General features: G+C 58.6%; 11 protein-coding genes. 9 read left to right on the top strand and 2 right to left on the bottom strand.

The genetic code is table 11. The features are described from left to right. The first annotated feature begins 183 nt into the window (after positions 1 to 183). Positions 184 to 2451 (top strand): M43 family zinc metalloprotease, encoded by a 2268-nt coding sequence (locus ACYSMN_RS02295; RefSeq protein WP_488922221.1) that lies wholly within the window; start codon positions 184 to 186, stop codon positions 2449 to 2451. 190 nt (positions 2452 to 2641) lie between these two features. Here the strand turns inward: ACYSMN_RS02295 and ACYSMN_RS02290 are convergent, their stop codons facing one another. Beyond that, positions 2642 to 4081, bottom strand: a complete 1440-nt coding sequence (locus tag ACYSMN_RS02290) for an aldehyde dehydrogenase family protein (RefSeq protein ID WP_488922220.1) — start codon at positions 4079 to 4081, stop codon at positions 2642 to 2644. Positions 4082 to 4388: 307 nt separating this feature from the next. Between ACYSMN_RS02290 and bla the strand changes: the two genes are divergently transcribed. The 3 genes from bla (at position 4389) to ACYSMN_RS02275 (ending at position 8019) form a co-directional block, all read left to right on the top strand. Beyond that, complete coding sequence (gene bla, locus ACYSMN_RS02285) at positions 4389 to 5189, top strand: subclass B1 metallo-beta-lactamase (RefSeq protein WP_488922219.1); 801 nt, start codon at positions 4389 to 4391, stop codon at positions 5187 to 5189. Between the two features lie 484 nt (positions 5190 to 5673). Continuing rightward, entirely contained in the window at positions 5674 to 6543 is an 870-nt protein-coding gene (locus tag ACYSMN_RS02280; RefSeq protein ID WP_488922218.1) for an AraC family transcriptional regulator, read from the top strand. Between the two features lie 354 nt (positions 6544 to 6897). Further along, positions 6898 to 8019 (top strand): hypothetical protein, encoded by a 1122-nt coding sequence (locus tag ACYSMN_RS02275; protein ID WP_488922217.1) that lies wholly within the window; start codon positions 6898 to 6900, stop codon positions 8017 to 8019. Between the two features lie 189 nt (positions 8020 to 8208). Here the strand turns inward: ACYSMN_RS02275 and ACYSMN_RS02270 are convergent, their stop codons facing one another. Then, the gene (locus ACYSMN_RS02270; protein WP_488922216.1) at positions 8209 to 8865 is read right to left on the bottom strand and encodes a T-complex 10 C-terminal domain-containing protein; all 657 of its coding nucleotides are present in this window, start codon (positions 8863 to 8865) and stop codon (positions 8209 to 8211) included. Positions 8866 to 9274: 409 nt separating this feature from the next. Here ACYSMN_RS02270 and ACYSMN_RS02265 point away from each other — a divergent pair, with 409 nt between their 5' ends. The 5 genes from ACYSMN_RS02265 to ACYSMN_RS02245 all read left to right on the top strand — a co-directional run bounded on the left by ACYSMN_RS02265 (position 9275) and on the right by ACYSMN_RS02245 (position 13842). Beyond that, the gene (locus ACYSMN_RS02265) at positions 9275 to 10384 is read left to right on the top strand and encodes an L-dopachrome tautomerase-related protein (protein WP_488922215.1); all 1110 of its coding nucleotides are present in this window, start codon (positions 9275 to 9277) and stop codon (positions 10382 to 10384) included. Positions 10385 to 10714: 330 nt separating this feature from the next. Continuing rightward, on the top strand, positions 10715 to 11383 hold the full coding sequence (locus ACYSMN_RS02260; protein ID WP_488922214.1) for a head GIN domain-containing protein: 669 nt from the start codon (positions 10715 to 10717) through the stop codon (positions 11381 to 11383). Positions 11384 to 11662: 279 nt separating this feature from the next. Further along, the gene (locus tag ACYSMN_RS02255) at positions 11663 to 12337 is read left to right on the top strand and encodes a malectin domain-containing carbohydrate-binding protein (protein WP_488922213.1); all 675 of its coding nucleotides are present in this window, start codon (positions 11663 to 11665) and stop codon (positions 12335 to 12337) included. A 119-nt stretch (positions 12338 to 12456) separates the two neighbouring features. After that, the gene (locus tag ACYSMN_RS02250) at positions 12457 to 13248 is read left to right on the top strand and encodes a hypothetical protein (RefSeq protein WP_488922212.1); all 792 of its coding nucleotides are present in this window, start codon (positions 12457 to 12459) and stop codon (positions 13246 to 13248) included. Between the two features lie 234 nt (positions 13249 to 13482). Next, entirely contained in the window at positions 13483 to 13842 is a 360-nt protein-coding gene (locus ACYSMN_RS02245; protein ID WP_488922539.1) for an alpha/beta hydrolase family protein, read from the top strand. Positions 13843 to 13848 lie beyond the last annotated feature (6 nt).

Here is a 13848-nt window from a genome sequence, read left to right as displayed (position 1 = left end):
TGACGGCATCGGCATCGGAGGGCTGAAACGGCAACGCCAGCTGCTCACCAGACGCTACAGCCGTGTCTGCCAACCCGAAATTCTGGCTGCTTCTTCAAACAGCACCTTCGGCGCGACGCACCCTTGTTGGGTTGCCGGCCGCGGACGAATACTACTTTCCTCACTTTCCTTTTCCGGTTACTCATGCCCTTTTATCTACCCCTCGTTCAGGCCTGGCAGCGCTGGCTGCTGGGAGCCAGCGCCTTACTTGGTGCCGTTGGTACGCAGGCCCAGACACCCGCCAACCCGCCAAGCCCCGCTACCGAGCAACGCGGCAACGGCGGCTGCGCTTTCGATGCTATGCAGGAAGCAGCCTTCGCCCGCCAGCCCGGCTCGAAAGCCGCTTACGAACAGTTCCTGGCTCGGGCCGCCCGCCTGGCCGCGCAGGAAGCGGCCCGTGGCACGCAGGGCGCGCCCCCCGATGTGACCATTCCCGTCGTGGTGCATATTGTTTTCTCGGATATACGCAGCAGTGTCACCGACGCGCAAGTGGCGGACGCGTTGCGGATAGCCAACCTGGATTTCAGCAAAACCAACCCCGACACGGCCGCCGTTATCCCGGCGTTTCAGTCGCGCGTGGCCAACGTGGGCTTCCGCTTTCGGCTGGCGCAGAAAGACCCCAACGGCAACTGCACTACCGGCATCACCCGCACGTATTCATATAATGCTGGGGTAAGTGACGACGTTCTGTTGAAAAGAGAAATCCGGTGGGACCCCAACCGCTACCTCAATATCTGGGTGGTAGATAATATTTCGATAGGTCTTTCTCTTCTCGCCGGATACGCTTACCTACCCTGCACGGGAGGGGACCGAGATGGTATTGTGGTTGTTAACAGGTATTTCGGCTCCATTGGCACCGCGGCCGGCAACACTGAGCGCGTGCTCACCCACGAGCTAGGGCACCATTTTGGCCTGCTGCATACCTGGGGACCCGGCAACACATCCGGCGTGGCCAGCAACTGCACCACCGACGACGGCATCGACGACACCCCCAACACGATTGGCACCTTTAGTTGCAATCTGGCCTTCACGTCCTGCCTCGATCCGCAAACGAGCCAGCCCATTCTGGCCAACGTGCAGAATCACATGGACTACAGTTCCTGTAGAGTCATGTTCACGACGGGACAGCGGGCCGTGATGCGCGCTTCCCTGGCCTTGGGCTGCCGTAGCACGCTGTCGTCGGCGGCTAACTTACTGGCGACGGGAACCAACGACGGCTACCAGCCGCCGGCCGGGGGCTGTGCTCCGGTGGTAAGAATTGGCACCACCCGCCGCCAGCAATGCGCCAAGCCAAGCGGCAACGAGAGGTACTTCATGGGCTACGGCAGCACCGATGCCCTAAACGCGCCGGGCGCGCAGGTACGGTGGTCGTTTCCGGGTGGCAGGCCGGCCACCAGCACCGAACGCATTGAGCGGGTATTCTACTCCACGCCCGGCATCTACAGCGTTACGCTGACCATTACCCCAGCCGGCGGCGCCCCCATCAGCCGTACGGAGCCGAACTGGATACTGGTGGGCGGCCCCGGCACGGGCCTGAGTGGCCCGCAAACGGAATCGTTTGAAAACGCCAGCTTCCCCAACAACTTCGGCCCCGCCGACTTGCGCAACTGGACCCAGGACACAACGCGGAGACTAGGGGAACGCTGGCGGCGGGTGAGTGGCGGCGGCTTGGTAGCAGCCGATGGCACCGCTTGTTTGTCGGTGCTTAACACGCCGCCCGGTCGCAGCAACACCAACTATGCCACCATCACCTCGCCGGCTCTCGACCTGAGCGGGTTCCAGGGGCGGCCCGTGGAGCTCCGTTTCCGCACCGCCTGGGCCGTCGACCCCATGGTGCTGGGTGCCGGCCTATCAGACGAGCTAATGGTACAATACGGCAAAGACTGCGATGTGTACAGCACCATAACCGGACGCGTCTTCCCGAGCCAGCAAATTATTGCTCCGGGGCAAGGAACTCAAACCGGCTTCGTACCCAACTCTACACAGCAGTGGACCAGAATTACGCTGCCCCTCGACCCGAGCTATATCGGCCCAGCCACCTGGGTGCGATTCCAGTTTAAAAGCGCTGGCGGCAATCCGTTCTACCTCGACGACGTGCGCATCGTGGACGCCGCCACACCCATGGCCACGTCGGCGGCTGAGCTGGCTCGCCGGGGTATCAGCGTGTACCCCAACCCGCTCACCGCCGAAACCGCCGTGCATTTCACCTTGCCTTCTGCCGAGCGGGCCGCCGTGCGCCTCACCGATATGCTCGGCCGCGAGGTGACCAACATTCCGGCTAAAACTTATGGAACTGGGGCGCAAGCTATTCAGCTGCGAAGCCACAACGGACAGGCCTTATCGGCGGGCGTGTACGTGGTGCACCTCACGTTGGGCACGCAAACCTTCACTACTAAGGTGCTGGTGCAGTAGATTTTACTGTGTACTGTCTTTTCGATAATACCAAGCTAAGAATTGCAGCAAGCCCTTAACTCCACCTTGGATGTTAAGGGCTTGTCTGTTTAGAAGACTTGTCTCAGAGAGAGGGAGGATTGCTTCGCGCTGCTCGCAATGACAGATGGGTATGACGCTGCAATGATTTTCGTCTTGCTCCGTTGCTACATCAGAGCCAACGCAGCAACAAATTCACCATCTTCTGTACTTTGGGCGTGTAGGGCGGGTAGAAGCTTTTGATGCCGGTGAGGCCGGTACGCTGCTTGAGCACGGATTTTTCGTTGGAGAAGGCCAGGAAGCCCGCGTGGCCGTGGGCCCGCCCGAGGCCGCTATTGCCAAAGCCCCCGAACGGCAGCTCGGGGTGGGCCAAGTGCAGAATGGTTTCGTTGACGGCTGCGCCACCGGCCGGAATATTGCGCAGTAGGTACCGCTGGTTTTCCTTGCTTTGCGTGAACACGTATAGTGCCAGCGGCCGGGGCCGGGCATTCACTTCGTCGGTGGCTTCCATGAGGTTGCGGAAGGTGCGCACGGGCAGCAGCGGGCCGAATATTTCCTCCTGCATCACGCGGCTCTCATCGGGCGCGTCCAGCAGCACGGTAGGCTCAATGAAACGCTGTTGGCTATCTACGTGGCCGCCCAGCACGATGGTGGCGCCGTGCAACTGAGCATCTTCGAGCAGGCTGGCTACTCGTTGGAAATGGTGCTGATTCACAATGCGCGCGAACGAGTCGGAGGCGGCGACGCCTTGGCCCTCGGCGTTGTAGAAGCGGCGCACTACGGCTTTCATTTCCTCCAGCAGCTTGTCGCGCACGTCTTCGTGTACCAGCAGGTAGTCGGGCGCCACGCAGGTTTGGCCGGCGTTAATGCCTTTGCCCCACACAATTTTCTCGGCTGCGTCGCGCAAATCGGCAGTGTTGTCGACGATGGCGGGGCTTTTGCCGCCTAGCTCCAGCGTCACGCTGGTGAGGTGCTCGGCGGCGGCGCGCATCACCACTTTGCCCACTTGCGGGCTGCCCGTGAAGAAAATATGGTCGAAGGGCAGGCGCAGCAGCTCGGTGGCCACTTCTTTGTCGCCTTCTACTACAGTTACTTCGGCTGGGTCGAAGACTTCGCGAGCCATGCGGCTGAGCAGCGCGGCCACGTGCGGCGTCATTTCGGAGGGCTTGATGATGGCGCAGTTGCCGGCCGCCAACGCCGAAATCAGCGGATCGATGGCTAAGTAAAACGGATAATTCCAGGGCGCAATGATGAGGCAAACGCCTTTGGGCTCGTGCTGCACCCAGCCGCGGGCCCCCACTAAAGCTAGCGGCGTTTCGGCGGGGCGGGGCGCCATCCACTGTTTCAGGTGTTGCAGCGTGTGCTTGAGTTCCGTTTGCGAAGGCCAGATTTCCGTCACGTCGGTTTCGGTGGCGGGCTTGCGGAAGTCGGCGTAGAGTGCCTCCTGAATGGCGGTGCGGTGGTCGGTGAGCCACTGGCCTAGCTTGCGCAGCCGCGCGGCGCGGGGGGCAGCGTCTTCGCGGCGTAGGGCTTCACTGCGGGCCTGTTGCCTTTCGAAAAGCTGAGTTATGGTATCGGTAGCGGGTGCAACAGGGGCAGCAACGGAATTCATGAGCACGAAGAAATGGGGGCGGGAAGGGTACGTAAGTTCGGCAGGTTTGGCTGGAAAGCAAGACAGCCGGCTGCCAAGACATGTGGCACGGACTTCAGTCCGTAGCTCTTCATTCATCCCCAATAGCTTAACATTCTTGCGCGCCTTCTTTCGGTTCATTATACTCTGGATTCTGGGTTTACGTACAGGCTACGGACTAAAGTCCGTGCTACACGCGGTTTTGGCGAAGCTACTCCTACCATATTTTTCTAGGTTGGCACTATTAAGTGAGGCGAGCCGTTAAATGAGCTTGCTCATTTATTTCTGCATGTCGTTTCTGTTTTCGCGTCCCTTGCGCCGTCTGATTTTGGTGGCTGTTTCTCTGCTTTTTCCGCTTTTCTTGCTGGCCGGGCCACCAGATCGTAAACCAACGCGGCTACACTTGCAAGTGCGGCGCATCGCTCCGGACGTCTTCGTGCACACGTCCTACCATCAATATCCGGGTGGGGCAGCCCCAGTTTCATCCAACGGGCTTATCATCAAAACCAACAACGGTGCTCTGGTGATTGACACCGCCTGGGACCCCGATCAAACGCTGGAACTGCTGCGCTGGGTGGCCGATAGCCTACACCAACGCGTGCGGCTGGTCGTCGTTTCACATGCTCATGAAGACCGGCTAGGCGGCCTGGCGGTGCTGCGGGCCAATAACATCAAAGTGTACAGCACGCCGCTGACGGCCAAGCTGTCGGCCAAGCTGCCTTTCGGCGCACCTACGCCCGCCATCAAGCCCTACACTCTAATTCGGGCCGGCCGCACACGGTTGGAGTTGTTCTTTCCGGGCCCCGGCCACGCCCCCGACAATATGGTGGCCTGGCTTCCCAAGCAACGGATAGTATTCGGCGGTTGCCTAGTGAAAGAAGCTACTGCGCCCGCGCTAGGCAACATCGACGACGCTAATTTGAAGCAGTGGCCAGTAGCCGTACGGAAAGTAGCCGCGCGTTACTCAAAAGCAGAAATAGTAGTGCCCGGCCACGGTCTTTGGGGCGACACTAGCCTGTTTACGCACACCTTGGAGCTGCTGAACTCCCCGTCTGCTAAGCCGCAAACGGCCCTCAACGAGCGGCCTTAAACCGCGTTTCGGTCCAGCCTGTAGCGCGCGGCTCCCGCTTTGCGCATCGTTGAACGACCGGCGTTGTTACGGCTCAGCCATCAGCGACGATACGCGAAGCCAGAGCTTCGCGCTACCATCCAAGCCAGCCAGTTATCAGCTTTGCTAAAAACAAAAAAGCTGAGACCGAACGGTCTCAGCTTTTTTAGCGCCCGGCGATACTATCGTCGAACGGGCCAGCGACAAAATTCCCACCCAATGCCGCTGGATGCTGGTGACTGGCCGTTGAGCAGCCAGTTATTATGTGTGCCGAACATACAGCCGAAGCCGCCGCAGGTCCAGTTGAGTCTGTTGTTCGGGCCTGGTTTAAAGCAGGACGAAACGTTGACACAATTTCGGCAGCTTTTTAGGCGGTTACTACTCCTTAATTGTCTTTTATGAGTGCTGTATTGACCAAATGTATTAACGTTGTGAAAACACTCAGCCAGTACGGCATTACTCAACCATGAAACTGCAGTTCGAGCCCATCCACCCCACCGCCGACAGCTCGTTCACGCTGCTGCATTACACCGAAGTGCAGAGCGCCGGCCTGCTGTGGCACTACCACCCTGAATATGAGCTGGTCTACATCCCGGACGGTAGCGGGCGGCGCCACATCGGGCAGCATATTTCGCGTTTTGAGGAAGGTGAGTTGGTCCTTATCGGCCCCGATTTGCCGCACCTAACGTTCAGCTACGGGCTACCAGCTGGCACGCCGTTCGAAGAAATAGTGGTGCAGCTGCGCTCCGACTTTCTGGGCCCTGACTTCTGGCAACACCCCGAATTCTCCGACATCCGGCAGTTGCTGGCCCGCTCGCACGAGGGTCTGTCTTTCAATGGCGCCACGCGGGAAGCCGTGGGGGAACTACTGCGCCAGTTGTTGCACGCGCCACCATTTACGCGCTTGCTGCTGCTGCTGCAAGTGTTGCAGCACCTCGCCCAGGCCAGTCCCGTCGATTACACGCCGCTGCACGCTGGCGCTGGCAGTCAGGCGCTGAGCGGCAAAGAGCAGCACCGCCTGAGCCGGGTGTATCAGTTTGTGGAGCAGCATTATTTCCGGGCCAGCTTGTCGGTGCAGCAGGTGGCCGAGGTGGCGCATTTGTCGGTGCCGGCGTTCTGCCGCTACTTCAAAAAGATGACCCGCCTTACGCTCACCGAATTTCTGCAAGAATACCGCGTGGGCCAAGCCTGCCGCCGCCTGCTCGACGAAGACCTGACCGTGACAGAAGTATGCTACGCCAGCGGCTTCAACAACCTGTCCCACTTCAACAAAACCTTCCGCCGCTACACCGGCTACAGCCCCACCGAATACCGCCGCCAGCGCACCGCGGCCTGAGGTAGATTTGAGATATTAGAAGTGAGAGCTGAGAAGTGAGAGTCGTATTGCAGGTGGCTAAGTGAATTGCTCCCGCTGCCTAGCCCCGGGCTTTAGCCCGGGGAAACCCGCGCGGCGCTTACGACCCAGGGCTGAAGCCCGGGGCTAGGCAGCGGCTTACGTAGTATGCGGCTATAATTTAAGATTCACTGCTCCTCGGCTGAGTTCATTGCGAGACATTCATCTTCTCGATTTATGCTCGCCGTAAACCCGGCAAGATATCGAGATGAAGCGGCTTGGTGATGTTGCTAGGGCGGAACGAGTAGGCGGCGGCGGTTGTCTGGCCGGTAATGGTTTTACTCGTTGATGTTTCGCTTGACTAATCTGCTTCTGAGCCGACGGCGGGGAATGTGGTGGGCGCTGCTGATACTAGGGCTATTGACGGCGGCGAGCGGGCCTACGCAGCCGTCGAAGCCGCTGGTGCTGCTGCCCGCGCCGCTCGGTATTCGGCCTTCCACGTTCACTATTGCGGATGTGCGCGACGAGCGGCCCAATCGTACAGCCGTGGCGTGGCTGCTCCCGGCGCCCACTAAGCCTGGCGCTCCGCTGGCGGCTCCGGTGGCCGTGGATTTGCAAGGCGGCGCGGCCGAAGCCCTGCGGCAGTTTGCCTGGAAAAGCCTAGCGCGTAATTCAACGTTGCGGCCCGTGGTGGTGCGGATTCGGGAATGCCGAGTCACGGAAACAGCCGCGGCAAACGGCACCATAGAAGGTCGCGTGAGCCTGCATCTGGCTTTCGACTGGCAACGCCCAGATGCCCCGCCGCTGCTCCTGACCGAATACCGCGGCGGCGCCCGCTACGGCCGCCGCCCCACCGACCAAACCATGATAGAGCCCGTGTTGCGCCAGTCTTTGGCCGATGCGCTGCGCTACCTGAACGGTTGGATGAACGATGCCGTGGCCCATGATGTGCGGCTGGCCACGAGCGTGCACCCAGTTTTCCGCAACGATGTGCGCCGAACTGAGCCGGATACGCTGTTCTACGACCCTAGCCGGCCGTTGCGCTGGGCCGATTTCACCGGCAAGCCTCGAACCGGCCAGTACGCGGCCGCCGTGTTTCCGAGCTTCGCCTACCACGGGCAGCCGCGGGTATGTGACGGCGTGGTAGAGCTAGACCTGACGCTGCAAGTTTTTGTCGTACGCAGCTCCTCGTGGGTGGGGGCGGGCCACGAAACGGCCGTCAACCTCAACCACGAGCAGCGCCACTTCGACATTGTGAAGTTGGTAGCCGAGCGGTTCCGGCGCAAAGCCACCGCCGACAGCCTGACGGTGGAAGACTACAACAGCATCTTGCAGCTGCAGTACCTCAAGTCCTTCACCGAAATGAACCGCCTGCAAGACCAGTACGACAACGAAACCGGCCACGGCCAGAACGACGCGGCCCAGGAGCACTGGAACCAACGCATCGACGCGGAGTTGCGCAGCTACGGCGTGCATTGAGAAATCTGTCATTCCGGACAACGCTAGGAATCTAGCTTCTCAGGTTCGCATGTTTGTTCCTCAGATTCCGCGCTACTCGAAATAACAAGCCCGGAGACGCAAGTTTTTACTTATCTGAGCTGCATAAAAAGCCCCGTATCAAACTGGTACGGGGCTTTTCTGTACAAATCAAACTACGAAGCACATCGGTTAATTTTTCACTTTCACCTGGCCGTCGTCGGCATCGCGCTTCACTTTGGTACCGTTAGGATATTCCACTTTCCGGTCGCCGTCTTTGTCGACTTTCACAGTCTTGCCGTTGGCGTACACGATTTTCGTTTCGCCGTTGGCCTTCTTGTCGTACTTCACTATGGCCGGGCCCCGGCGGCGGGCGCCTTCTTCGCGCACTGTCACTACAGTGTAGGGTGTGCCGGCGTAATAGGTGCCGCGGTTGGCCGCGTAGGCGTCGTACTGTTTGGCGTCTGTCACCACGGTTTTCACCTCGCGGTCCGTGTCGTCGTTGATCTGGCGCAGGGCGGCGTAGCGGCCGGTGGTGTCGGTGGTGTAGCGGGTTTGAGCCTCGTTAAGACGGCGGCCGCGGGTGTAGTAGGTTTTCTCGATGCGCGTAACGACTACGGTATCGGTCAGCTTGAGGTCTTCGGCCACGCGGGCAGCTAGGCGGTCGGCGTCGGTGCGGTAGGCGGCCGTATCGGTGGAAGCGGCATCACCAGCGTTGGCTTCATTGACGACTACGGCCGTGTCGGCGCTGGGCGTGGTAGCCGCGTCAACGGCGGCGGGTTTGTCCTGCGTGCAGGAAGTAGCGGCGAGGGTGGCCGCAGCCGACAGGAATAACAGGGTCTTATTCATGGTGAGAGAGGTCGGTGAGAACATGCATATAGCCAAGTGGCTATAATGGGGCCTGTTACGGCTCAGATTACCGCGAGGTTGCCGACGCTCGTTTCAGAAAGCAGCCTGAAGTCAGCTTCAACTCCAAGTATCTGCGCTGACCCTGCTTCCATTTCCGAAGAAAAAACGAAGCGCAGCACGATGCCCTCGCTCCGTCTGCTGACGCCCTGCTATCCAATCGATAATCAATTGTAGATCAACGCCCCAAACGCGCAAAGCTGGCGCGCTGTCTCTCCGTAATTACCCGGGACCGTGGCGTGGTAATTACGGAAATTGTTGGGCTGGCTCAGGAAACTCCGGCCTGAGTGGCTAGTGGGCGCGTATTGATTTGGTTGTATCAGCTCATTCCGCCCCACTTCCTCTTCTAGCTATGAAAAAAACTCTTTTCCCACTCCTGACGCTGCTGGCCAGCGTACTGTTGGCTCCGCTAAGCGGCTGCAACAACGATGACGATGACAACGCCACCCCAACTCTAACGCCGCTCACCACGCTGGAGCCGGTAGCCTCTTCAACAGTACTGTGGACGGGCGTGGCAGTGGCGCAAGATGGGCGGCTGTTTGCCAATTTTCCGCGCATGGACACCGACACCATTCCCTACTCCGTGGCGGAAGTGAGCGGCACCCAGGCCACGCCCTTCCCCGACGCGAATTGGAACACCTGGAATCCTTCGTTGCCGGCCCAGGACCATTTCGTGTGCGTGCAGAGCGTGATTGTCGACGATGAGAACTTCCTGTGGGTGCTCGATCCGGCTTCGCCGCAGATGCGTGGCGTGGTGCCCGGCGGCGCCAAGCTACTCAAGTTCAACCTGGCCTCGCGGCAGCTGGTGCAGCGCATCACCTTCGACGAAACGGTGGTCTACCCCACCAGCTACATCAACGACGTACGCGTAGACACCCAGCGCGATTTTGCCTACATCACCGACTCCAACCAAGGCGCTATTATTGTCGTGAACCTGAACACGGGGCGGAGCCGGCGCCTGCTGGGCCGCCACCCGTCCACCAAGTCCGAGAACCTGATTCTGACCGTGGAAGGGCGCATCTGGCGCAATCAAACCGGCGAGCTGCCTTCCTTCGATGCCGACGGCATTGCCCTCTCGCCCCAGCGCGACTATATCTACTACCAGGCACTTACGGGCCGCACGCTCTATCGCATCGCCACCGCGGCTTTGCAAGACGAGAGCCTAACTAACGCGCAGCTCGTCCAGCGCATCGAAACCGTCGGCACCACTGGCCCCACCGATGGCATGCTGTTCGACCGCAGCGGCAATCTGTATTTCTCCACCGTCGAAGCCAACGCCGTAACGCGCCTCACATCTACCGGCCAGTTCCAGCTGGTAGCCCAAGATGCCTTGCTGAAATGGCCCGACAGCTTCGCCCAGGGCCCCGATGGTGCGCTTTACGTAACCAGCTCCCAGCTGCACATTCCGCGCTCCGAGCGGCGGGAACCGTTCCGCATCTTCAAGTTTACGGTGCCTCAGTAACTTCCTTCAGGATGTTGATTTCGCTGGCAAGCAGGTGAGCAAGCCCCAGCGGGGCGGCATGCGGGTAGAAGTATCGACCCTGATATTGGTTAAAGCCCTGTAGGAGCGGCACCGCGCTATATGGGTGTCGCCCCTACAGGGCTTTTAAACTATGGGTAGAATGTCACAACTACCGATATATCGCCCCGCTGGGGCTTGGGCGCCCGCTTGCCAATTTGATTTATTTAGTAATACGCTTGGAGAAAATTCTGGTCGGTCAGGCAACTACAGAGCCTAGCGTTTCATCTGTAGAAGCGTACCAAGTTTCTTCCACTATTTCAGCCCCTTCCAATGTCTACTCCTTCTCTTCTTCAGTCGTTGGCCGTAGCGGCCGCGTTTAGTGTTGTTTCCGTGATGACCGGCCAAGCGCAGCAGCTGCGCTCGGTGGGTGCTTTCGAGAAACTGAAAGCCAGTGGCGCCTGCGACGTGGTGCTCACGCAGGGCGCCAGCACGGAAGTGAAAGTGCAGACCGAGGCGGACATCGAGAAATACATCAAAACTGAGGTAAAAGACGGTACACTGCTCATTTACCGCGAGAAAGGGGCTCCATTTCAGCTGATGAACAACAAGAAGGTGACAGTGTACGTGACCTGCCTGCGCCTAACAAGCGTGGAAACCAGCGGCGCCAGCGACATCAAAAGTGAGTCGACCTTCACCGCCAATGACTTCACCATTCGGGCCAGCGGCGCCAGCGACGTAACGCTCAGCCTTAATGCCAAAAACCTCGACGTAACGGCCTCCGGCTCCAGCGACATCCGCCTTGTTGGCCGCGTAGAGCGCCAGCAAGTACACATCAGTGGCAGCAGCGACTACCGCGCCTCCGACCTGCAAAGCCAGAAAGCCGACGTGCAAGCCAGCGGCTCCAGCGATGCCTACGTGTTCGTGGAAGGCGAGCTGTCGGCGCAAACTTCAGGAGCCAGCGACATTCACAACAAAGGCAAAGCCCGCTCCAATCGGTAGCAAGTAATAGCCTTCTGTTGAAAGCGGCGGCAACTCTTGGAGTTGCCGCCGCTTTTCGTTGTGACAGAAGTGCATGCTACTGCAAATCCTTACTCCTCAGCTTTGTCAATAGCGCCGGTTGCTTGGTGTTCTCTTATTAGAAAGAATATAAATTTTATTGCCTTTCCGCAACTTGAAGCGCTATACATTACTAAATCATCATACTTCGTATTCATAGTTATTTATGCTAGACTCCTACAGTATCTTACAATACATCTTCCACTCTAACCTTTTATTACCATGAAAAACATTGCTCTCCGCCCGGCATTCATTGCCATTATTGCCAGCACTAGCCTGTGGTCATGCTCGAAAAGCGAGGTAGCCCCACAGTCCACTCCGGCTACCACTAGCGTCGATGCCAAGAAGACCACTCCCGTTACCGCTCCTGTCCTAGCCCTCAACTCCGGTGGGGCCGCTGCTGGCGCTTACGAAGCCGATAAATATTTTGGCTCCCAGGAAGGCGGCGCGCGAGGCATTGCAGCAAGCTCCACGGCTACCATCGACTTGAGCCAGGCTACTAATGCCGCACCCCAAGCCGTGTACCAGAGCCAGCGCGAAGGCGCCCTGAGAACCAGTAGCACGGGCACTGTAGTACAGGACTATTTTGTTTATCGCATCATTGATTCGCGCCTGACGGAAGGCCAAAACTACCGCGTGCGTCTGCACTTCGCCGAGCTAGACTACACGCAGCCCGGCCAGCGTCAGTTCAACGTGGTGCTCAACGGCACCACCCAAGTGCTAACCAACTTCGACATTGTAGCCGCGGCGGGCGGCCCCAACAAAGCAGTAGTGCGTGAATTCACTTTCACGGCCCGCTCACCGTTCAGCGGAACGGGCAACTTGTTTCTGCGCTTCAACTTTGGCGCGGCCGGCGAGCCAGTTGTCAACGGTATTGAGATTCTGCCCGCCAACTAAGCTGGGTTGTAGCGTAAAGTATTGCGCTATATCTTGTTTGAAAGCAAAAGCCCCACCCTTGGCCTAGCCAGTGGTGGGGCTTTTTGTTGAGCTAATTATTCTTTCCGTTTCTGCTCCCATTGGCTATCACTACTTATCCTCTCGACTGCGGCAAGCTCCAGATCCTGGATCTGGATGCGGATGAATACGGCAATTTCATTGCGCTGCTCAGCAACATGGAAGTCTGGACCAACTACTGGCAGTTGCCGCTGCACCGGCAGTTTCGAGGTGCCATCATTCGGGAGCTCGCTGAGGACCGCTTCCTACTTATCGGAAGCCTGCCAGGTATAGCGGACAATGGGCACATTTTCGACAAGACCGGCCGGAAAATTCTAACGTTTAACGCCGGGGAATACATTGCCGACGTGCTCGTGCAAGCCAACCAGATTGTGATTTCCTACATCGACCAAGGCGTAGGCAGTGGGAAGCCAGGGCGCGACGGACTGGCCGTGTTTGATTTCACGGGCCAGCAAGTTTTCGGCTATAACTCCGGCGGCCACGGCTTCATTCTGGATTGCTACTGCATGTGCAAACAGGATAAGGACTCCATTCTAGCGTACACCTACGAATACTTTCCCTTACTGGAAATACGCCTCATTGATCATCGGGTCACGGAGCAGCCAACTCCTGCTGATTTCAAAGGGGCTCATGCTATGTCCTTCGACCGGGGCAATGTTGTTTTCTATTCTTCTTACGAGGAGAAAGACCGTTTCTTCTGGTGGAACCGAAAAGACAGAGTGAAACCCTTCGGGCATTTTTCACCAGCTTTCCTGCGAGGCATTGGCGCAGGTAAGTTCCTGACCCATGACGCCAACAGCTTCACCATAATAGATGCTATGGAAATGATGCGGTTAGAGCATTTGCACCAGTAGCGGGCGGCAGACGAAGGATAGTGATAAAAGTGGCGGCTTCTACAGCTGCCGCCACTTTTGTTTTGACAACTCCGAAAGCAGCTTTCTGCGCCGCGCAAAAAAGAATAGGCGCCCCAGCCAATGGCCGTGCAACCGGCTAGCGGCGGCATTTATCCTTCTTGCTTGCACACCGTCGTGGGCACTGGCCTGGTTTGGGAGCCGGTGTTGCGCTTCTTCTTTCTCTCTACCTCATGACTGCGTTTACTCGCTTTTGCTGCGCGCTGCTTCTGCTCTTCACCACTGCTATCCGCGTTCAGGCACAGGAACTACGCCACCATGCGCGTCGACAAAACCGGCATGGGCGACAGCAGAGGCACGCCTTGTTTGGAGTCGGATTTCCAGACCGAAGCGGCCGGTTACAAAGCCGGGCTGGCGGCCATCAAACAGCTGGGTTTCGTGGATCAACGCAATATTTTCATTACCGGCTTCAGCATCGGGGGCATTATGGCGCCGCTGGTAGCCGCCGGCGAGCCGGTGCGGGGCGTGGTGGTGTTATGGTACCGCCAGCCGCAACTTCATCGAGTACGCGCTCCAAAACAAGCGTCGCCAAAGTGAGCTGGC

This window comes from Hymenobacter sp. M1-2, assembly GCF_057808495.1.
Note: the sequence above shows the minus strand (reverse complement) of the source record. Positions and strands in the feature narration are given on the sequence as shown.